General features: G+C 75.1%; 18 protein-coding genes. 16 read left to right on the forward strand and 2 right to left on the reverse strand.

Annotated features, from left to right (window positions below; translation table 11 throughout):
* Position 1 precedes the first annotated feature (1 nt).
* Genes ABIB53_RS07420 through ABIB53_RS07435 form a run of 4 tightly spaced genes read left to right on the forward strand, consistent with a single transcriptional unit; the run spans position 2 to position 4749 of the window.
* Entirely contained in the window at positions 2 to 1918 is a 1917-nt protein-coding gene (locus ABIB53_RS07420; RefSeq protein ID WP_354587695.1) for a glycosyltransferase, read from the forward strand.
* The gene (locus tag ABIB53_RS07425; RefSeq protein WP_354587696.1) at positions 1915 to 2949 is read left to right on the forward strand and encodes a lysylphosphatidylglycerol synthase domain-containing protein; all 1035 of its coding nucleotides are present in this window, start codon (positions 1915 to 1917) and stop codon (positions 2947 to 2949) included. Before ABIB53_RS07420 ends, ABIB53_RS07425 begins: the two co-directional genes overlap by 4 nt.
* Positions 2942 to 3829, forward strand: coding sequence for a methyltransferase domain-containing protein (locus ABIB53_RS07430; RefSeq protein WP_354587697.1), 888 nt, complete (start codon positions 2942 to 2944; stop codon positions 3827 to 3829). The genes ABIB53_RS07425 and ABIB53_RS07430 overlap by 8 nt, the downstream gene beginning before the upstream one ends.
* 2 nt (positions 3830 to 3831) lie before the next feature.
* Positions 3832 to 4749: a DNA-3-methyladenine glycosylase family protein gene (locus ABIB53_RS07435; RefSeq protein ID WP_354587698.1), complete on the forward strand. Its 918-nt coding sequence runs from the start codon at positions 3832 to 3834 to the stop codon at positions 4747 to 4749.
* A gap of 118 nt (positions 4750 to 4867) precedes the next feature.
* On the opposite strand, the gene ABIB53_RS07440 is transcribed toward ABIB53_RS07435, so the two are convergent.
* A complete protein-coding gene (locus ABIB53_RS07440; protein WP_354587699.1) occupies positions 4868 to 5767 on the reverse strand; it encodes a 2-phospho-L-lactate transferase CofD family protein in 900 nt (299 codons plus the stop codon).
* 263 nt (positions 5768 to 6030) lie between these two features.
* Between ABIB53_RS07440 and ABIB53_RS07445 the strand changes: the two genes are divergently transcribed.
* The 3 genes from ABIB53_RS07445 to ABIB53_RS07455 are packed head-to-tail and all read left to right on the forward strand — an operon-like array spanning position 6031 to position 10827.
* Positions 6031 to 6297, forward strand: coding sequence for a WhiB family transcriptional regulator (locus ABIB53_RS07445; protein ID WP_068273506.1), 267 nt, complete (start codon positions 6031 to 6033; stop codon positions 6295 to 6297).
* 10 nt (positions 6298 to 6307) lie between these two features.
* Positions 6308 to 9397: a glycosyltransferase gene (locus ABIB53_RS07450; RefSeq protein WP_354587702.1), complete on the forward strand. Its 3090-nt coding sequence runs from the start codon at positions 6308 to 6310 to the stop codon at positions 9395 to 9397.
* Positions 9394 to 10827: a DUF5719 family protein gene (locus ABIB53_RS07455; protein ID WP_354587704.1), complete on the forward strand. Its 1434-nt coding sequence runs from the start codon at positions 9394 to 9396 to the stop codon at positions 10825 to 10827. The genes ABIB53_RS07450 and ABIB53_RS07455 overlap by 4 nt, the downstream gene beginning before the upstream one ends.
* A gap of 7 nt (positions 10828 to 10834) precedes the next feature.
* On the opposite strand, the gene ABIB53_RS07460 is transcribed toward ABIB53_RS07455, so the two are convergent.
* The gene (locus tag ABIB53_RS07460; protein WP_224766748.1) at positions 10835 to 11236 is read right to left on the reverse strand and encodes a metallopeptidase family protein; all 402 of its coding nucleotides are present in this window, start codon (positions 11234 to 11236) and stop codon (positions 10835 to 10837) included.
* A gap of 102 nt (positions 11237 to 11338) precedes the next feature.
* Here ABIB53_RS07460 and ABIB53_RS07465 point away from each other — a divergent pair, with 102 nt between their 5' ends.
* The 9 genes from ABIB53_RS07465 (at position 11339) to mtrA (ending at position 19979) form a co-directional block, all read left to right on the forward strand.
* Positions 11339 to 11746 (forward strand): DUF3499 domain-containing protein, encoded by a 408-nt coding sequence (locus ABIB53_RS07465; RefSeq protein WP_191681278.1) that lies wholly within the window; start codon positions 11339 to 11341, stop codon positions 11744 to 11746.
* 43 nt (positions 11747 to 11789) lie between these two features.
* Positions 11790 to 13220, forward strand: a complete 1431-nt coding sequence (locus ABIB53_RS07470; RefSeq protein ID WP_354587706.1) for a phosphomannomutase/phosphoglucomutase — start codon at positions 11790 to 11792, stop codon at positions 13218 to 13220.
* A gap of 45 nt (positions 13221 to 13265) precedes the next feature.
* Positions 13266 to 13466 carry a Trm112 family protein gene (locus ABIB53_RS07475; RefSeq protein WP_354587707.1) on the forward strand — a complete coding sequence of 67 codons (201 nt, stop codon included), beginning with the start codon at positions 13266 to 13268 and terminating at the stop codon, positions 13464 to 13466.
* 10 nt (positions 13467 to 13476) lie between these two features.
* A complete protein-coding gene (locus ABIB53_RS07480) occupies positions 13477 to 14652 on the forward strand; it encodes an SIS domain-containing protein (RefSeq protein WP_354587709.1) in 1176 nt (391 codons plus the stop codon).
* Positions 14653 to 16074 carry a mycothione reductase gene (locus tag ABIB53_RS07485; RefSeq protein ID WP_354587710.1) on the forward strand — a complete coding sequence of 474 codons (1422 nt, stop codon included), beginning with the start codon at positions 14653 to 14655 and terminating at the stop codon, positions 16072 to 16074. It abuts the gene before it with no gap.
* 94 nt (positions 16075 to 16168) lie between these two features.
* Positions 16169 to 17164: a DUF808 domain-containing protein gene (locus tag ABIB53_RS07490; protein ID WP_354587712.1), complete on the forward strand. Its 996-nt coding sequence runs from the start codon at positions 16169 to 16171 to the stop codon at positions 17162 to 17164.
* Between the two features lie 54 nt (positions 17165 to 17218).
* The gene (locus ABIB53_RS07495; protein ID WP_354587713.1) at positions 17219 to 17521 is read left to right on the forward strand and encodes a GNAT family N-acetyltransferase; all 303 of its coding nucleotides are present in this window, start codon (positions 17219 to 17221) and stop codon (positions 17519 to 17521) included.
* 214 nt (positions 17522 to 17735) lie between these two features.
* Positions 17736 to 19169, forward strand: coding sequence for an adenosylhomocysteinase (ahcY, locus tag ABIB53_RS07500; protein ID WP_123091100.1), 1434 nt, complete (start codon positions 17736 to 17738; stop codon positions 19167 to 19169).
* Positions 19170 to 19301: 132 nt separating this feature from the next.
* On the forward strand, positions 19302 to 19979 hold the full coding sequence (gene mtrA / locus ABIB53_RS07505; protein ID WP_354587714.1) for an MtrAB system response regulator MtrA: 678 nt from the start codon (positions 19302 to 19304) through the stop codon (positions 19977 to 19979).
* The last annotated feature ends 2 nt before the right edge of the window (positions 19980 to 19981 follow it).

Raw genomic sequence — 19981 nt, forward strand, 5'->3', positions numbered from 1 at the left:
CGTGAGCGACCAGGCGCGCCTGCGGGTCGCCGTCGTCGGGCCGACCCACCCGTACAAGGGCGGGGTCGCCAGCCACACGACGACGCTCGCCCACGAGCTGAGCGACGCCGGGCACGACGTCCGGCTCGTCTCGTGGCGGCACCTGTACCCGAGCTTCCTCTACCCGGGGGAGCAGTCGGTCCCCGCGGGCGGGGCGCCCGACGTCGAGCCCTTCCCGGGCACCGAGCACTCGCTGTCGTGGGCGCGCCCGGACACGCTCGTGCGGGCCGGTCGAGCGCTGCGCGACGTCGACGTCGTCGTCGTCGTCCACGTCATCCCGCCGGTCGTGCCGCTCCACCTGCTGCTCCTGCGGGCGGCGGGCGCCGGGCGCACGTCGAGCACGGGTCGCGGCCCGCGCAGCGTCGTCATCTGCCACAACGTGCTGCCGCACGAGCCGCACCCCGGCGACGCCGCGATCATGCGCGGGCTCTTCGCCCGGGTCGATGCGGTCGTCGTGCACTCCGGCGAGCAGGCCCGGCTCGCGCGCGAGCTCGGTGCCTCGCACGTCGTCGTCTCCGAGCTGCCCCCGCACCTGCCCGGGGGAGCACCGGTCGAGCGGCCCGCCCACCGGGGCCCGGCCCGCATCCTCGCCCTGGGGCTGGTGCGCGGCTACAAGGGCATCGACGTCCTCATGCGCGCGATGACCCGGGTGCCGGGCGTGAGCCTCACCGTCGCCGGGGAGATGTGGGGCGACGCGGGCGCGCAGATCCGTGAGCTCGCGCAGGACCCCCGGCTCGCCGGGCGGGTCGAGATCCACGGCGGGTACGTGCCCGCCGAGCGGATCGCGCCCCTGCTCGCCGACCACGACGTCCTCGCCCTGACCTACCGCAGCGCGACCGCCTCGCAGAACGTCCTGCTCGCCCACCAGCACGGGCTGCCCGCGCTCGCCTCGCGGGTGGGGACCTTCGCCGAGCAGGTCCGCGACGACGTCGACGGGCTGCTCGTCGCACCGGACGACGAGGACGCGCTCGTCACCGCCCTCGAGCGCCTCGCCGACCCCGACGAGGTCGAGCGGCTGCGCGCGGGGGTCCGCCCGCCGGACCTCTCCGGCCCGTGGGCCCGCTACGTCGGCACCCTCGAGGCGGTCGCCGCAGACGGCGCCGTGGCGATCCCCGACGCCTCCGACCGGCCGGACGAGGCGCCCTCGGCCGCCCCCTTCGCCCGTCGCCTCGGCGCGGTGCGCGACCTCGCCCGGGCGGCCCGGCGCCGGCGGGAGCCGCGCCTGGACCTGCGCGACCGCGACCTGCCCGACTGGGTGCGCCCCACCGACGTGCTCGGCATCGACGACGAGGCCGAGGCGGCCCACGAGCTCGCGGGCTCGCTCGGCCTGCCCGGCCGCGGCGACCGGATCGCCGGCTGGGCCGCGCTCGGCGCGGTGTCGGCGCTGCTGTCCGTCGGCGGCGACACCGCCCGCTCCGCGACGGTCCTCGACTCCTCCGGGCCCAGGTCCCCCTTCGCCCGGTGGGCCCGATCGCTCGGCTACGCACCGGTCGAGGTCGAGCTGTCCGGCGGGCGCTCGCCCTTCGACCTGCTCGACCTCGACACGGCCAGCCTCGACGTCATCACCGCCCTGCACCCCGGTGGGGCCGCGGCGGGCGACGTCGACGAGCTCGTCACCATGGCCTCGTGGGCGCTGCGCGCCCGCGGGATCCTCGTGCTCACCGTCGCGGTCGGCGGCTCCGACGACGGCGCGGTCGGGCCCGCGGACCTGCGCGGCGTCATCGCCCGGGCCGACGACGCCGGTCTCGCGCTCGTCGGCGACCTCGACGGCGATCTCACCGCGCGGCTGCGCCGGGCCGCCGACGTCGCCGGGGGCGCCTCGGGCCGCGACGCCGAGGACGCCTACGCCGTCGTCCGGCTGACCCTGCGCCGCCGATGAGCGAGCCCGTCGCGCCCGAGCCGGGTGCTGCTGAAGCGGCCGCGCCCGCCACCGAGCCGGCCCCGCCCGCCACCCGCTCGACCCGCAAGCGCGTCGTCGACGCCGTGCGCGTCGCCTTCCTCGCCCTCGTCCTCCTCGCGGTCGGTTACGCCCTGACGCGCGGCTGGGACGACGTCTCCGCGTCCTTCCGACGGATCGGCGCCGGGTCGCTCGCGCTCGGGCTCGTCCTCGCCCTCGTGTCGCCGGCCCTCACCGTGCTCGGCTGGCGGGTGCTCCTCGCCGACCTCGGCTCACGGCTGCACCTCGCCCCGGCGAGCGGCGTCTTCTTCGTCGGCCAGCTCGGCAAGTACCTGCCCGGCTCGGTGTGGTCGGTCGTCGCCCAGGCCGACATGGCCCGGCGGCTCGGGGTCCCGCGCCGCCGCACCGCCGTCGTCGGGCTCATCACCATCGCGCTGTCGGCGCTGTGCGGCATCGTCGTCGGCCTGCCCGCGCTGCCGGCCCTGCTGACCCGTGGCCAGGCCAACCTGCCGACGTGGTTCCTCGTCCTCGTCGTCGGCGGGCTGCTCGTCGCGCTGTGGCCCCCGGTGCTCAACCGGGCGATCGCCCTGCTCTTCCGCCTCCTGCGCCGCGAGCCGCTCGAGCACGACCTCTCGCTCGCCGCGGTCGCGCTGTCGACGATGTGGTTCACGCTGTCGTGGCTCGCCGGTGGCGCGTCGATCTGGGTCATGGCGACCTCGCTCGCCGACGCCGGCGCCGACCCCGGTCACCTCGCGCTCGTGAGCATCTGCGGCTACCTCCTCGCCGCGGGCATCGGCATGTTCTCCTTCGTCGTGCCCGCCGGTGTCGGCGTGCGCGACGGGGTCCTCGTCGTGCTCCTCGCGACGTCGATGCCGGTCGCCGCGGCGACCGCCGTCGTCGTCGTGGCACGCTTCTACAGCGTCGTCGCCGACGTCGCCTGGGCCGGTATCGGCTGGCTCTGGGCACGTGCGCACCACCTCCTGCCCGACTCGAAGGTTGATACCCATGTCTGACGTCCACCCCGACCGACCTACCGGCACCCCTGCCGCGGAGCCGACCGGCCAGGTGGCCGCACCTCCTGGAGGTCGTCTGCTCGCCGTCGCCAAGCGCGGTGCCGAGCTCGCGCTGTGGGGCCGCGTCGCGGGGCAGCGCCGGCTCGAGGGCCGGCGCGGGGTCGGCGGCGGACGCCCGGCGCCGACCTCGGTGGCGCCGACGGCGGTGCTCGGCGACAAGGCGACGTGGGAGCGCGCGACGGCCGAGGCCCGCTCGCTGCGCCTGCCGCTGCACCGCGACCTGCCGAAGAACTGGGACGCCCTCGGCGCCGTCGGCGCGATCCTCTCGCTCGTCGACGACGGCTCGCGCCGGGCGCGCGTCATGGACGCGGGCAGCGCCCGGTACTCGCCGGTCCTGCCCTGGCTGCGCCTCTACGGCTTCGGCGAGCAGCCGGAGTCGCTCCTCGGCATCAACCTCGAGTTCGGCGACGTCGTCACCCGCGACGGCGTGGTCTTCCGCTACGGCGACGTCACTGCGACGGGGCTCGCGGACGGGGCGCTCGACGCGATCACGTGCATGTCGGTCATCGAGCACGGGGTCCCCGTCGAGGGCTTCCTCGCCGAGTCCGCCCGGGTGCTGCGCCCCGGCGGCGTCCTCGTCCTGTCCACCGACTACGACCAGAGCCCGCCGGACACGACCGGCAAGCACATCTACGGCTCGCAGGTGCACATCTTCTCGCCGGGGGAGATCCGCGAGCTCGTCGCGACCGCCCGCCGTCACGGCCTCGAGCTCGTCGGCGAGCTGAGCGACGAGCTCCTCGCGCACGACGAGCGGCCCGTGCACTGGACCCGGGTCGACCTCGACTACACCTTCGTCCTGCTGACCTTCCGCAAGATCTGAGCATGACCGCGACCCGGCGCCACCAGCCGCCGGGGCTGGACGCCCCGGTGTCGCTGGACCGCGTGCTCGGGCCCTTCCGCCGGGGCGCCGGCGACCCGACCTCGCGCCGGGTCGGGCGCGACTGGTGGCTCGCCTGGACGACGCCCGACGGTCCCGTCGGGGCTCACCTCGTGCCCGGTGACGAGGTCACCGCTCACGCGTGGGGCGCCGGTGCGCAGTGGTTCCTCGACGCGCTGCCCGACCTGCTCGGCGGGCGCGACGACCCCACGGGCTTCGAGCCCCACCACGACCTCGTCGCGGCCGGCTGGCCGTCGTGGTCGGGCTACCGCGTGCCCGCGTCGCGTCTCGTCTTCCAGGTCTTCGTGCCCGCCGTCATCGAGCAGCGGGTCACCGGTCGTGAGGCCTTCTCGTCCTACCGCCAGCTCGTCACGCGCTTCGGCGAGCCGGCGCCGGGGCCGGCAGGGGAGCAGGGCATGATCTGCCCGCCGACGGCGTCGGGGTGGGGGAGCGTGCCGTCGTGGGCCTGGCTGCAGGCCGGGGTCGAGGGCGCGCGCAGCCGGGTCGTCGTCAACGCCGCGAAGGTCGCCGGCCGGCTCGAGGAGTGCGCCGAGCTCGACCGGGACGCCGCGACCCGCCGGCTCCGGGCGCTGCCCGGCGTCGGGGTCTGGACGACCGCCGAGGTCGCCCAGCGCGCCCTGGGCGACGCCGACGCCGTGTCCTTCGGCGACTACCACCTCGCCCGCAACGTCACGTGGTCGCTCACCGGTCGGATCGGCGACGACGACGAGCTCGCCGAGCTCGTCGCCCCCTACGCCGGGCACCGCTTCCGCGCCTGCCGGATCATCAGCGCCGTCGGGGGAGCGCCCCCGCGCCGCGGCCCCCGCCGCTCGCTGCCGACCCACCTCCCGACCCGCTTCTGATCCCCTTCGCCCGTGGTCCGGTGACCTCGGGAAGGAAGCTTCGACCTCGGGCAAGAACCGTTCCTTCCCGAGGTCGCACTTTCCCGCCCTGGGCGGGAAAGCTGAGGTGGGGCCGCGCTCAGAGGAGGGCGAGGACCTCGGCGGCCAGGGCGAAGGGGGTCGCCGCGGCGGTGGGGACGACGCGCAGCGCGCGGGCGTAGCCCGTCTCGGGCACCGGGGTGACCCAGACGTCGGCGATGTCGCGGTAGATGCCGGCGGCGGCCGGCCCGGTCGCGGGCAGCCCGGCGACCTCGAGGCCGACGAGCGCGGTGCCGGGGCCCAGGCGCGGGTCGAGCACGACGACGTCGGCCGAGGTGCCGCGCAGCGCGTCGGACATGCCGGGCACCCCGAGCACCGGGCCGACCTGCAGGACGGGGTCGCCCGGGGCGACGACGACGGCGTCGGCGGAGCGTACGGCGTCGAGCACGCCCGGCGCCGCAGGGGCCCGGTCGAGGCCGGCGACGACGACACGGGCGGGGGTCGGCCGCCCGCCCAGCCCCTCACGCCACTCGCGCACGTGGACGGCGCTCTGGGGCGCCTCGCCGTCCGGCACGTCGAGGACGACGTGGGTCTCGACGGGCACGTCGGTCACCGGGCGCACCCGGACGCGGTCGGGCAGGCCCGCGGCCTGGCAGAGACGGGCGAGGACCTCGCTCGGCGTCGCACCCCGGGCCAGCCACGCGCTGCGGGCCAGGTGGGTCGCCACGGCGGTGTCGGGCAGCTCGAGCCAGCCCGGACCCGACCCGGTCTCCCGCAGGCCGTCCTGCACGGTCGTGCCGACGGGCTCGGGACGACCCGCGAGCGCGTCGAGGACCGCGTCGCTCGTCGCGCTCACGCGCAGGCCGAGCGCGGTGACGTCCTCGGCGGTCGCGACGACGACGTCGACCGCGGTGCTCTCGTCGCGCGCGAGGAGACCCTCGACGAGGGCGGCGACGACCGGTGCGCTGGTGGGCGAGGGGGCGATGAGGACGACGTGCATGGGTCCAGTCTCTCCCGACGCGCGGGGCGCCCAGTACCACGTCGCAGCACCGCACGGGGCCCTGGAGACCGGCTGTCCGCGCGGATCGACCCGATCCGCGCCGCAGACCCTGGACAGGGGGACCGTATAACCCCTTCGGCTTGACTAATCGTGGATGACACGCGTGTAATTTCGGTGATGTCTTTCTGCTTGCGAGCAGGTCGTGGACATCGCACGCGCGAGATCGCGTGGGTCGAGGTGCGATATGTCGAGGAGGGATCCGGATGCACGACCTGCTGATGCTCAACCCGATCCAGGACGACGAGGCCGAGGAGATGTCCTGGCAGGAGCGCTCCCTGTGCGCTCAGACGGATCCCGAGGCCTTCTTCCCGGAGAAGGGCGGGTCCACCCGCGAGGCGAAGAAGGTGTGCGTCGGGTGCGAGGTGCGCCAGGAGTGCCTCGAGTACGCCCTGGCTAACGACGAGCGCTTCGGCATCTGGGGCGGTCTGTCCGAGCGCGAGCGTCGCAAGCTCAAGAAGCGCGCCGTCTGACGCGCTCCTCGTGACACCGGCACCACCCCAGCACGCGCCCGAGACCACCGCGGCCCCCTCCCGCCGCGCTCCTGAGGCGCCCCCTGCCGTCGCGACCGTCCTGCTCGCACGGTCCGCGGACGACGCCGCAGAGACCGTCGCGGCCCTCCTGGCCCAGTCGCACCTCGGCGACGCCCCCGGGGCCGCCGACCGTCAGCAGCACACGGTGCTCCTCGTCGACGCCAGCCCCTCGGGGCTCGACGTCGACGCCGTCCTCGCCCCGGTGCGCGAGGCCGGGCTGCCCGCCCTGTCCACCCGGCTCGACCCCCGGCGTGGTCTGCGGCGCTCGCTGCCCGGGCTCGTCGAGAGCCTGCCGACCCACGCCGACCGCCGTGACCTCGTGTGGGTCCTCACGAGCCGCTGCCGGCCCCGCCCCGACGCCCTCCACGCGCTCGTCGCCGCCGTCAGCCGCGGGGTGGTCATGGCGACGCCGAAGGTCGTCGACGTCGCCGACGAGGGTGTCCTCGTGCGCCAGGGCCTGCAGGTGACCCGGGCCGGGCGCCTCGTCCCGACACCCGTGTGCGGCGAGCGCGACCAGGGCCAGCACGACGACTCCGTCGACGTGCTCGCAGGCCCCCTCGACGGTCTGCTCCTCGACCGCGACGAGTACCTCGCGCTCGGCGGTCACGACCCCGCCCTCGGCGACCTCGGGGGCGATCTCGACCTCGGCTGGCGAGCGCAGCGGTGCGGGCACCGCGTCGTCGCCGTGCCGACCGCCGTCCTCGCCGTCCGCCCGTGGCCGGTCGAGCGCCGGCCGGGGCTGCGCCACCGCGCCCAGGTCCGCCGCGTCGCCCTGGCTCGCGGCCCGCTGTGGGCGGCGCCCGTCCGGGCGCTCGGCGGTGCGCTGCTCGCGCTGCTCACCGCGCTCGGCCTGCTGCTGCTCAAGCGCCCCGGGCTGGCCCGAGAAGAGCTCGCGCTCGTGCGCGGCTCGCTCGACCCCCGCACCCTCGCCTCGCTGCGGCGCCGCGGCGGGCGCGCCACCGTCGACCGGCGCGAGCTCGCGACCCTCTTCGTGCCGGCCGCCCAGGCCCGCCAGCGCCTGGCCGACGACATCCGCGGTCATCACCCCGGCGCCGGCGTCGGCGCCCCCGCGTCCGGCGCCGAGGCCACCGGGGTGCTGCGCAGCCCGGTGCCCCTCCTGCTCCTCGCCGCAGTCGCGATGTCTGCCTGGGCCGGTCGCCAGATCACCGGTGAGCTGCGCCACCGCTTCGACGCGGGGCTCGTCGGCGGAGAGCTGCTCGGCGGCCGGGCGACCTCGGGGTCCCTCCTCGCGAGCTGGCGCGACGCGTGGTCCGGTGCCGGCGCGGGGTCGGACCTCGAGCGCAGCCCGGCGCTGCTGCTGCTGGCGGCGGCCAGCTGGGTCGTCGAGCACGTCCCCGGCGGCGGTGACGCCGACTCGCCCGCAGGCGTCGCGCTCAGCCTCTTCGTCCTCGCCGCGCTGCCCCTGGGTGCCGTCGTCGCCTACCGCAGCGCCCGCGTCGTCACGTCCGCCCGGTGGGTGCGCGCCCTGCTCGCCCTCGGGTGGATCAGCACCCCCGCCGCCGCGGCCGCCGCGGGCGAGGGCCGGGTCGGCCCGCTGCTCGCCGTCGTCCTGCTGCCGCGGGTCGCCGCCGGTCTCGTCCGGGCCGCCCGCCGTGGCCCGGGGATCAGCGACGCCGTGCGCACCGCGCTGTGGGCCGCCGTCCTCGGCTCTCTCGTGCCCGCCCTCGCCGTGCCGGTGCTCCTCGTCGGCGTCGCCCTGCTCCTCCTCGGCCGACCGGGCCGGCGCGGGCGCGGGGTCGTCCTCCTCGCGCTCCCGCTCCTGCTCGCCGGCCCCTGGCTGCTCTCCCTGCGCGCCGAGCCCGAGCGGCTGCTCGCCGGCTGGGGGGCCACCGCCCGTGGTCCCCTCCCGGAGGCCTGGCGGCTCGCCGCCGCAGCGCCCGGGGGCCCCGGCGAGATCCCGTTGTGGTGGTACCTGCCCGTGGCCCTCCTCGCGCTGCTCGGTCTCCTCCTCGCCCGCGGCCCGGTGCCCTGGGCGGCCGGTCTCGTCGTCGTCCTCGGGGCGGCCGCCGCGGTCGGGTCTCCCTTCGTCGTCCTCGGCGAGGTCCCGGCCGGGCTGGCGGACGCGGGCGCCGAGGTGCACCCGTGGCCGGGCGTCGGCGGGCTGATCGTCGCGCTCGGGGTGCTCTCGCTGGCCGGGCTCGGCCTCGCGGCCCTGCCGGCCGCGACCTCACGCGCCCGTCGCGCCCTGCAGGTGCTGCCCGTGCTCGTCCTCGCCGGCGGGGTGGTCGGCAGCGCGGCGCTCGTGGCTGACACCGGCTTCGGCGACGAGCTGACGACATGGCGCGACGACCGGCCGCAGATCGCCGTCGACGCCGCCGAGGGCCCGCTCGCCGGCCGGACCCTCTCGCTCGGCCGCACCGACGACGGCGCGATCACCTACCGCCTCGTCGGCCGTGAGGCACCCGATCTCGTCCGTGACCTGCCGGCACCCCTCGTCGACGAGGGGCTGAGCGACGACGTCGCGGCGCTGCTCGGTGTCGGGCCGTCCGGTCGCACCCCGGTCGACGCCGCGCTCGGGGCGTGGGGCGTGGGATTCGTGACGATGCACGACCCCTCGAGCGACGACCAGGTCGCCGTCGACGCCACCCCCGGTCTGCGTCGGCTGTCGACGAGCGCCGGCACGACGACGTGGTCCGTGCGCCCGGAGTCGACCGGGTCGACGACGCCCTCGCGGGTGCGCTACGTCGGGGGAGCCGACGGCGCGCGCAACCTCGTCGGGCTGCGCGACCACAGCGAGAGCACCGGGGTCCTGCGAGTACCCGGCCAGGGCCGGGTCGTCGTCGGCGAGCCCATCGGCTGGACCGAGCACGCGGTCGTCACCGGCGACGGCGTGCCGCTCGTCCTCGACACCCGCAGCAGCGTGCCCACCTACGCCGTGCCCGCCGGCACCCGTGAGGTCGAGATCGACGTGCGCACCGGGCACGCAGCCTGGAAGTGGCTCGTCCTCGGCTCGCTCGTCGTCGGTCTCTACCTCGCCCTGCCCACCGAGCGCCGACCCGACCCGCAGGAGGAGCAGTGAAGCCGCTGCGGCTCGTCCTCGTCGCCGTCCTCGCCGGCGGCACCGTCGCCGGTGCCCAGGCCGCCACCCGCCCCGAGCCCGCGGGCCCGACGGGGGCCGCGCCGCGCGCGAGCGTGCCGGCCACGCAGGCCGAGCTCGTCTGCCCGGGCTCGCCGCTCGCAGGCGTCGACGGCGTCGAGGACGTGCGCACGTCGGGCGTCGTCGCCGGTCAGGTCGCCCCCGACGACTTCGTGCGCCGGCTCGTGCGCCCGCCGGACGAGCAGGGCCGTCTCCAGGTGAGCCCGCTCGGCGGCGGCGAGGCCGACCGACCCGTCGAGCGAGACCGCGTCGCCCGTGGCGGGTCTCTCGCCCAGGGGGCGACGATCACCGGCACGGGCGACCACGCCCCGGGTCTCGTCGGCGCGGAGGAGGTCGTCGCGTCGAACGATCAGGTGCGCGGTGCGAGCACCGCGCCGTGCGTGGTGACGAGCGCCGACCAGTGGCTCGTCGCGGGCGGCTCGGGGCCGGGCCGTCAGGAGCGCCTCCTCGTGAGCAACCCGGGCGAGAACCCCGTCTCCGTCGACGTCACCGGTCTCGGCGAGCGTCGCCCGCAGACCCCGCCGGCCGGCCAGGACGTCACCGTGCCGCCGCGCTCGCGGGTCGCGCTGCTCCTCGACGGCATCACCGGGGCGAGCGCCTCGCAGGTCGTCCGCGTCCGCACGACCGGCGGGCCCGTCGCCGCCTGGGTGGTCGACCACTGGGTCGACGGCCTCGAGCCGCGCGGTCTCGAGGTCGTGCCCGCGACCGGCGGCCCGAGCCGTGAGCAGGTCCTCGGCGCCATCTCGAAGGGGGAGTCGGCCCGCGTCGTCGTCGGCGCCCCCGGCAGCCGGGACGCCGTCGTCAAGGTGCGTGCCGTCGGCTCCGACCGGGCCCGCTCGGTCGCGGTGGCGACCGTGCCCGCCGGCACCAGCCGCAGCGTCGACGTCGACGTCGAGAGCGGCGTCGTCGCCTACACCGTCACCTCCGACGAGCCGGTCGTCGCCGCGGCCGAGGTCGTCGGCTCCGCGTCGCGCACGGGCGGCCAGGACATGTCGTGGAGCACCGCGACCCCGGCCGTGCGCGACCTCGTCGGAGCAGTGGTGCCGAACGCCGTCGCGGGGCTGCCGCGCCACGTCCAGCTCACCGCGCCGTCCGGCGCCGCCGAGGCCGAGGTCGTCAGCGTGTACGCCGGCGAGGCGACGACGAGGACGGTCTCGCTCGAGCGCGACCGCAGCACGGTCGTGCCGCTCGAGGACGTCGACGCCGTCTGGGTGCGGCGGGTCTCCGGCGACGTGCACGCGTCGCTGCTGACGAAGGGGGAGACCGGACCTGGGACCCCCGTGCTCTCGGTGACGCCGCTCCTGCGCGCCCGGGTGGCCGACCGCACCGTCGAGGTGCTGCCCGTCCAGTGAGCCCGGCTCAGCCGAGCTCGGGGTCGATGTCCTCGACGTCGACGCCCAGCAGCTCGGCGAGCTGGCGGGCCACGACGAGCTCGACGACGCTGGCCAGGTCGCCCTCGCGCGCGGCGAGGGTCTCGACCGGACGGCGGTAGACGACGACCCGGTGCGGGTGCGCGCCCTCGGCGGGGAAGATCCGGGCCAGCGCGGGGCCGTCCTCCCACGGTGCGGGGTCGGTCGGGGGCACGTCCGCGACGGCGAGCTCGACGTCCGCCCACCGGGCGCCGAGGACCCCTTCGTAGCGCTGCGCGCAGTCGAGGACGAGCTCGTCGAAGGCGACGGCCCGGCTCACCATGGCCGGGACCGCCGGCCACGCGAGCGGTCCGCGTCGCCCGCGACCGCGTCGGTCCCTGCCCGTGCTCACCGGGCCACCCTAGGTCGCCGGGGCGCCCCCGGGGAGGTCCCGCGCCGGGTGCGCCCGGCGCGCCGCCCACGGCTGTCGCCGTCGTGGCCTACATTGACCGGCGTGAGTGTCTCCCGTCTGTGCTCCCGAGCCGCCTGCTCCCTCCCGGCGACGGCGACCCTCACCTACGTGTACGCGGACTCGACCGCCGTGCTCGGACCGCTGGCGACCTACGCCGAGCCGCACGCCTACGACCTGTGCACCGACCACGCCGCCCGGCTCACCGCACCGCGCGGGTGGGACGTCGTGCGCCTGGACTCCGGTGCCCCGGCCCCCGACTCGCACGACGACCTCGTCGCCATCGCCGAGGCCGTGCGCCGTCGGCCGGGCGCCGCGCCGTCGTCGCGCGGCCCCGTCGCCACCTCCGCACCCGCCACCGCCCGCCCGACCTCGCAGGCCAGCGAGCAGGCGAGCGGTCTGCGCGAGACGGGCCGTCGCGGTCACCTGCGGGTCCTGCGCGACCAGGGCTGAGGCGCGTGCCGGAGGCGCTCCGGCCGCCGTCTAGGCTGTCGACGTGAGCATCGACCTGCGGGCCTTCGTCAAGGCCTACGACGTCCGGGGCACGGTGCCCGACCAGCTGAACGTCGACGTCGTGTGGGCGCTGGGCGCCGCCTTCGCCGAGGTCGTCGCGCAGGCCGAGGGTGCGTCCACGGTGGTCGTCGGCCACGACATGCGGCCCTCCTCGCCCGAGCTCGTCGAGGCCCTCGCCGCCGGTATCACCGCCCGCGGGGTCGACGTCGTCCTCATCGGCCTGGCGAGCACCGACGGCCTCTACTACGCCAGCGGTGCGCTCGACATGCCCGGCGCGATGTTCACCGCGAGCCACAACCCGGCCCGCTACAACGGCATCAAGCTGTGCCGCGCGGGCGCCCGCCCCGTCGGCCAGGACAGCGGTCTCGACCGCATCCGCGAGGTCGCCCAGGGGCACCTCGACGCCGGCCGGTCCGGCTTCGACGGCCCGCACGGCCGCATGAGCCACCGCGACGTGCTCGCCGACTACGCCGGCTTCCTGCGCTCGCTCGTCGACCTGTCCGGGTCGCGCCCGCTCCACGTCGTCGTCGACGCGGCGAACGGCATGGGCGGGCTCACCGTGCCCGCCGTCCTGGGCACCGCGGCGGGGCTGCCCGAGCTGCCCCTGCGCGTCGAGGAGATGTACTTCGACCTCGACGGCACCTTCCCCAACCACGAGGCCAACCCGCTCGAGCCGAAGAACCTCGTCGACCTGCAGGCCGCCGTGCGCGAGCACGGCGCCGACATCGGCATCGCCTTCGACGGCGACGCCGACCGGTGCTTCGTCGTCGACGAGCGCGGAGAGCCGGTCTCGCCGAGCGCCATCACCGCGATGATCGCCGCGCGCGAGATCGCCCGTGAGGTCGCCGCCGGCCGCTCCGCCGCCGACGTGCGCGTCGTGCACAACGCGATCACCTCGGCGGCCGTGCCCGAGATCATCGCCGAGCACGGCGCCCGGCCCGTGCGCGGCCGGGTCGGGCACTCCTTCGTCAAGGCGCAGATGAGCGAGCACGACGCGGTCTTCGGGGGCGAGCACTCGGCGCACTACTACTTCCGCGACTTCTTCTTCGCCGACACCGGCATGCTCGCGGCGATGCACGTCCTCGCCGCCCTCGGCGAGACGCCGGCCCCGCTGAGCGAGGTCATGGCGCCCTACGACCGCTACCCGGCCTCGGGCGAGATCAACTCGACCGTCGACGACGCGGCCGCGGTCGCCGCCGACGTGCGCGCCTGGGTCGAGCAGCGCAGCACGGTCGAGATCGACGAGCTCGACGGCATGACGGTCACCCACCGCGAGGACGCCGGCGAGCCGATGTGGTGGTTCAACCTGCGCCCGAGCAACACCGAGCCGCTGCTGAGGCTCAACGTCGAGGCCGCCGACGAGGCGACCATGACCCAAATCCGTGACGAGGTCCTGGCCCGCGTCCGAGCCTGACCTGCGGCGGGGCGAGCGCCCCGACCGACGAAGGGAGCACGACCCATGAGCACCACCATCGAGCCCTGGCTGCGCGATATCCTGCGCTGCCCCGCCTGCCGCAGCGAGCTGCGCGACGAGCAGGGGCCTGGCGGGCCCGAGCTCGTCTGCGTCGACCCGACGTGCGGTCTGGCCTACCGGGTCGAGGACGGCATCCCCGTGCTGCTCGTCGACGAGGCCCGCCGACCCGGGACCGACGGCTCCTAGGCCCCAGGCCGTGCACCCCTTCGACGAGACCCTCCTCGACGACCCCGGTCGTCGTGACGAGGTGGACCGCACGGACTACCTGCGCTCGCTCGCCGGGGCAGGTGCGCTCGTGCGCGAGGTCACCGGTCGTGTCGACGGCGACCTCGCCGAGCCGCTGCGGCGTCTCGCGGCCGACCGTCCGCGCGCCGTGCACGTCGTCGCCGTCGGGGGCACCCGGCTGGCTGCCGACCTCGCCTGCTCGCTGACCCGGCACTCCGGTGTCCTCGTGACGACGGGTGCGGGCAGCGCCCTGCCCGGCTGGATCGGCCCGCTCGACCTCGTCGTCGCGATCTCGCTGAGCGGCGCGGCGGACGGACCCGTCGCCCAGGCCTACGAGGCCGCCCGCCGCGGCGCGAGCGTGCTCACCGTCGGTGCGCCGGGCGGCCCGCTCGCCGACGCCGCCGCCCGAGCCCGCGGCGTGCACGTCGAGGTCACCGGCCGCAGCGACCACACCCACCGGGTCGCCCGCTCGCGCACCGCCGCCTGGGCCGCCGCCGTGCCCGTGCTGCGCGCCCTCCAGCTGGCCGGTCTGCTCGAGGCGGGGGCCACCCCCTTCGACGAGCTCGCCGACACCCTCGACGAGGTCGCCGAGCGCGCCCGCCCGGACGCGGAGTACTTCGTCAACCCGGCCAAGACCCTCGCGCTAGACCTCGCGGACCGCTCGCCGCTCGTCCTCGCCGACGGGCCGGTGACCTCCGTCGCCGCCTCCCGGGCGGCCGCGATGCTCCACCGCACCTCACGGGTGCCGGCCTCCTGGGGCCGGCTGCCCGACGACGCGGGTGAGATCGTCGCCTGCCTGTCCGGGCCGGCCGCGGGCTCGCCCGACGGGTCCGGCGGCGGGGTCTTCGCCGACCCCTACCTCGATGGCGCTGCCCCGGCCCGCCCCCTGGCCCTGGTGCTCCTGCGCGAGCCCGAGGGTGTCGAGGTCGACGGCGTCGACCACGGCCTCACCCGCTCGGTGCGCCGGGCCGCTGAGCACAGCGGGGTCCGGGTCGTCGAGCAGTACGCCCGCCCCGGCGCCGACCTCGTGCGGGTCGCCTCGCTGGCGGCGATGCTCGACCTCGCCACCGCCTACCTCGCGCTCGGTCATGGGCTCGACCCAGGCCGGGTGCCCGGTCTGGACGACATCACAGGAGAGAGGGCCTGAATGCCCCACCACGACATCGTCATCATCGGGTCAGGGTCGGGCAACTCGCTCGTCACGCCCGAGCTCGCCGACGCCGACATCGCGATCATCGAGGGCGCACCGTGGTTCGGCGGGACCTGCCTCAACGTCGGCTGCATCCCGACGAAGATGTTCGTCCTGCCCGCCGACCGTGCGATCGACGCGCAGACGGGGGAGCGCCTCGGGGTGCGCACGCGCTTCGACGGCGCCGACTGGCCGGCGATCCGTGACCGGGTCTTCGGGCGGATCGACCCCATCGCCGCCTCCGGCGAGGCCTACCGCCGCGACGGGGAGCACACGACCCTCTACCGCGGGCACGCCCGCTTCGTCGGGCCGCGGCGCCTCGTCGTCGACCTGCCCGAGGGGGCGGTCGAGGTCACGGCCGACCAGGTCGTCATCGCCGCCGGGTCGCACGCCTTCGTGCCCCCGGAGATCGCGCAGAGCGACGTCGAGACCCACACCTCGGACACGATCATGCGTCTCGAGGAGCTCCCCGAGCGCCTGCTCGTCGTCGGCGGCGGGTACATCGCGCTCGAGATGGCCCACGTCTTCGAGGCCTTCGGGTCGGCCGTCACCCTCGCGGTGCGCGGCGAGGACCTGCTGCGCGAGGCCGACGACGTCGTGCGCGCCGTCGTCACCGCCGCTGCGCGGGAGCGCTACGACGTGCGCACGAGGGTGAACGTCGCCGCGCTGCGGCGCGAGGACGACGGCATCCACGCCACCCTCACCGACGGCGCCGAGGTCGTCGTCGACGAGGTACTCGTCGCGACCGGCCGCCGCCCGAGCACCGACGACCTCGGCGCCGAGCTCGCCGGTGTCGACCTGCGCCAGGACGGCCGGGTCGTCGTCGACGAGCACGGCCGCACGACGGCCGAGGGCGTGTGGGCGCTCGGCGACGTCTCGTCGCCGTACATGCTCAAGCACGTCGCCAACCACGAGGCCCGGGTCGTCGCGCACAACCTCGCCCACCCCGAGGACCTCCACTGCTTCATCCACGACGCCGTGCCGTACGCCGTCTTCACCCACCCGCAGGTCGCCTCGGTCGGGATGACGACGCAGGAGGCGCGCGACGCGGGCCACGACGTCGTCGTCAAGGTCCAGGAGTACGGCTCGACCGCGTACGGGTGGGCCCTCGAGGACCGGACCAGCCGCTGCGTGCTCGTCGGCGACCGCCGCACCGGGGCGCTGCTCGGCGGGCACGTCGTGGGGCCGCAGGCGTCGAGCCTCATCCAGCCGGTCGTGCAGACCCTCGCGCTCGGCAGCTCGCTGCTCGACCTCGCCCGTGGGCAGTACTGGATCCACCCAGCGCTCACCGAGGTCGTCGAGAACGCCGCGCTCGGGCTGCTCGAGACGATGCAGACCGAGGACCCGGAGAGCATCGCCTCCGCGCAGACCCCGGGCTGATCCCCCTTCGGCAGTACCCTGCGAGCGTGCTCACGGACCCGCTCGCCATCGCGCCCCTCTCGCCGGCCCGCCGGCTGACCCCGGGGGCGCGGCGATGAGCGGCGGCCTCTTCGCCCTGCTCGACGACATCGCGGCCCTCGCCCGTCTCGCCGCGGCGAGCGTCGACGACGTCGCCGCGGCGGCCGGTCGTGCCTCGGCGAAGTCGGCCGGCGTCGTCGTCGACGACACGGCGGTCACCCCGCAGTACCTCCAGGGCGTCGACCCCAGCCGCGAGCTGCCGATGATCAAGAAGATCGCCATCGGCTCGCTGCGCAACAAGATCCTCTTCATCCTCCCGGCGGCGCTGCTGCTCAGCCAGTTCGTGCCGTGGATCATCAGCCCGATCCTCATGCTCGGCGGCTCCTACCTCTGCTACGAGGGCGCCGAGAAGATCTGGGAGAAGGTCTCCGGCCACGGCGGCGGGCACGGCGACCCGGTCGCGGCGAAGGGGGAGGACGCGGCGGCCCAGGAGGCCGCGGTCACCTCGAACGCGATCCGCACCGACTTCATCCTCTCGGCCGAGATCATGATCATCGCGCTCAAGGAGGTCGCCTCCGAGGGCTTCGTCTCGCGCGCGGTGATCCTCACCGTCGTCGCGGTGCTCATCACCCTCGTCGTCTACGGCGTCGTCGCGCTCATCGTCAAGATGGACGACATCGGCCTGCGCCTGGCGAAGAACCCCAGCTCCGAGCGTCTCGGGCGCGGTCTCGTCGCCGCGATGCCGAAGGTCCTCGCCGCGATCTCGGTCATCGGCACCGTCGCGATGCTCTGGGTCGGCGGGCACATCATCCTCGTCGGGCTCGAGGAGTCGGGCTGGTGGGCGGCGCCCTACGAGTGGGTCCACCACCTCGAGGAGGCCGTCCACGAGGCGACGGGCGCGCTCGGCGGTGTGCTCGGCTGGCTGACCAACACCTTCTTCTCCTTCCTCCTCGGCGTCGCGTGGGGCGCGGTCATCGTCGCCGTCATGCACGTCCTGCCCTTCGGCAAGGGCAAGGGCAAGGACGCCGGCCACGACGCCCCCGCCGAGCCGACGACGCCCCGCACCCACTGACGGGGGCCGGCCCCCACCGGCAGCGGTCGTTCGAAGAAGGATCGTCACCTCGAGGTGACGATCCTTCTTCGAACCGCGGCGAAGGGGGAGCCACCCGTCGCCCGCTCCCTGTCGCCCGCGGGCGCCCGGACCCTCGTCGCCCGCCTCGACGGTCGGCCCGTGGGGTGGTGCACGACCGGATCGCCCCGCGACGAGGACGCACCTGCCCTGCTCGAGATGTGGTCGCTCTCCGTCGACCCGGCGCATCAGCGTCGCGGGGTGGCCACCGCGATCGGCGCCGACGAGCTGCGGATGGTGCGCGACACCCCCTTCGCCGGGGATCCGTGGTGCTACGAAACCCTGCTGGCTGGGTCTTGACGACCCAGCAGGGTCTCGAAGGGGTCCTGGCTCGTCGAAAGGCAGCCAGCAGGGTTTTGTCGGAGGGGTCGGGCGAAGGGGAGCCCCCTTCGCCCGCGGGCGGACGGGGCACCCCGTCGCCGGTCCTACACTGGAGGGGCCGGCGTGGGTGATGACCCGTGGAGCCCAGAGGGGCGCGCCGGGTCCGTGTACCCGACACCCAAGGAGCACACCCGTGTCCTTCGACTACAAGGTCGCCGACCTGGGCCTCGCCGAGGCCGGCCGCCACCAGATCCGTCTCGCCGAGCACGAGATGCCCGGCCTGATGAGCCTGCGCGAGGAGTACGGCGACAGCCAGCCCCTCACGGGCGCGCGCATCGCCGGCTCGCTGCACATGACCGTGCAGACCGCCGTGCTCATCGAGACGCTCACCGCGCTCGGCGCCGAGGTCCGCTGGGCCTCGTGCAACATCTACTCCACCCAGGACGAGGCCGCCGCGGCCGTCGTCGTCGGCCCGCACGGCACGGCCGACGACCCCCAGGGCGTGCCGGTCTTCGCCTGGAAGGGCGAGACCCTCGAGGAGTACTGGGACTGCACCGAGCAGATCCTCACCTGGCCCGGCGAGGGCGCGAACATGATCCTCGACGACGGCGGCGACGCCACGATGCTCGTCCACAAGGGTCGCGAGTGGGAGGCCGCCGGTCAGGTGCCCCCGACGACCGAGGACGACTCCGAGGAGTTCTCCGTCTTCAAGGCGCTCGTGCGCCGCACCCTCGAGCAGGACGCCCAGAAGTGGACCACCGTCGCCGGTGAGATCCAGGGCGTCACCGAGGAGACGACGACCGGCGTGCACCGGCTCTACGAGCTGGCCCGCGCGGGCGAGCTGCTCTTCCCGGCGATCAACGTCAACGACTCCGTCACGAAGTCGAAGTTCGACAACAAGTACGGCTGCCGCCACTCCGTCATCGACGGCCTCAACCGCGCCACCGACGTGCTCATCGCCGGCAAGGTCGCGGTCGTCTGCGGCTACGGCGACGTCGGCAAGGGCTGCGCCGAGGCGCTGCGCGGCCAGGGCGCCCGCGTCATCGTCACCGAGGTCGACCCCATCTGCGCGCTGCAGGCCGCGATGGAGGGCTACCAGGTCGCCCGTCTCGAGGACCTCCTCGAGACCGCCGACATCTACATCACGACGACCGGCAACTTCGACATCATCACTGCCGAGCACATGCAGAAGATGAAGAACAAGGCGATCGTCGCCAACATCGGCCACTTCGACAACGAGATCGATATCGCCGGCCTGGCGAAGGTCCCCGGCGTCGTCAAGACCGAGATCAAGGCGCAGGTCCACGAGTGGACCTTCGAGAGCGGCAGCTCGATCATCGTCCTGTCCGAGGGGCGCCTGTTCAACCTCGGCAACGCGACGGGCCACCCGAGCTTCGTCATGAGCAACTCCTTCGCGAACCAGACGATCGCGCAGATCGAGCTCTTCACGAAGCCGGGGGAGTACGACAAGCAGGTCTACGTGCTGCCCAAGCACCTCGACGAGAAGGTCGCGCGGCTGCACCTCGACGCCATCGGCGCCGAGCTCACCGAGCTGACCAAGGCCCAGGCCGAGTACATCGGCGTGGACGTCGCGGGCCCGTACAAGCCCGAGCACTACCGCTACTGAGCGCGAAGGGGGACCCCGCCGGGTCCCCCTTCGACGCCTCCGCCGACGGCGGGCCTGGGAGTCCCGGGCCCGCCGTTGTGCGACCATGGGGCCGACCCGTACAGGTAGCAGGGACCCGTAGGAGGGACAGACGTGAAGGGACGTGTCCTCGTCGTCGACGACGACCAGGCGCTCGCCGAGATGCTCGGCATCGTGCTCCAGAAGGAAGGTCTCGAGGTCAGCCACGTCGCCGACGGGGCGAGGGCTGTCGAGGTCTTCCGCGACGTGCGTCCCGATCTCGTGCTGCTCGACGTCATGCTCCCCGGGATGGACGGCATCGAGATCTGCCGCCGCATCCGTCAGGAGTCCGGCGTCCCGATCGTCATGCTCACCGCGCGCACCGACACCGTCGACGTCGTCGTCGGTCTCGAGTCCGGTGCCGACGACTACGTCGTCAAGCCCTTCAAGCCCCAGGAGCTCATCGCCCGGCTGCGCGCCCGTCTGCGCCGCGGCGACGAGCCCGAGCCCGAGCGCCTGCAGATCGCCGACCTCGTCATCGACGTCGCCGGTCACTCCGTGCGCCGCGGCGACACCCCGCTCTCGCTCACCCCGCTCGAGTTCGACCTCCTCGTCGCCCTCGCCCGCAAGCCGTGGCAGGTCTTCTCCCGCGAGGTCCTCCTCGAGCAGGTGTGGGGCTACCGGCACGCCGGTGACACCCGTCTGGTCAACGTCCACGTGCAGCGCCTGCGCAGCAAGATCGAGCAGGACCCCGAGAACCCGCAGATCGTCGTCACCGTCCGGGGCGTCGGCTACAAGGCGGGCCCGGCCTGACC

The sequence above is a fragment of the Janibacter sp. UYMM211 genome, assembly GCF_040547045.1.
In the GTDB taxonomy this organism is placed as follows: domain Bacteria; phylum Actinomycetota; class Actinomycetes; order Actinomycetales; family Dermatophilaceae; genus Marihabitans; species Marihabitans melonis.

Excerpts from the sequence above, each read along its gene's own strand:
- ABIB53_RS07425 (WP_354587696.1), top strand. The coding sequence starts at position 1,915 with ATGAGCGAGCCCGTCGCGCCCGAGCCGGGTGCTGCTGAAGCGGCCGCG.
- ABIB53_RS07445 (WP_068273506.1), top strand. The coding sequence starts at position 6,031 with ATGCACGACCTGCTGATGCTCAACCCGATCCAGGACGACGAGGCCGAG.
- ABIB53_RS07440 (WP_354587699.1), bottom strand. The coding sequence starts at position 5,767 with ATGCACGTCGTCCTCATCGCCCCCTCGCCCACCAGCGCACCGGTCGTC.
- ABIB53_RS07490 (WP_354587712.1), top strand. The coding sequence starts at position 16,169 with ATGAGCGGCGGCCTCTTCGCCCTGCTCGACGACATCGCGGCCCTCGCC.
- ABIB53_RS07475 (WP_354587707.1), top strand. The coding sequence starts at position 13,266 with ATGAGCACCACCATCGAGCCCTGGCTGCGCGATATCCTGCGCTGCCCC.
- ABIB53_RS07435 (WP_354587698.1), top strand. The coding sequence starts at position 3,832 with ATGACCGCGACCCGGCGCCACCAGCCGCCGGGGCTGGACGCCCCGGTG.
- ABIB53_RS07430 (WP_354587697.1), top strand. The coding sequence starts at position 2,942 with ATGTCTGACGTCCACCCCGACCGACCTACCGGCACCCCTGCCGCGGAG.
- ABIB53_RS07485 (WP_354587710.1), top strand. The coding sequence starts at position 14,653 with ATGCCCCACCACGACATCGTCATCATCGGGTCAGGGTCGGGCAACTCG.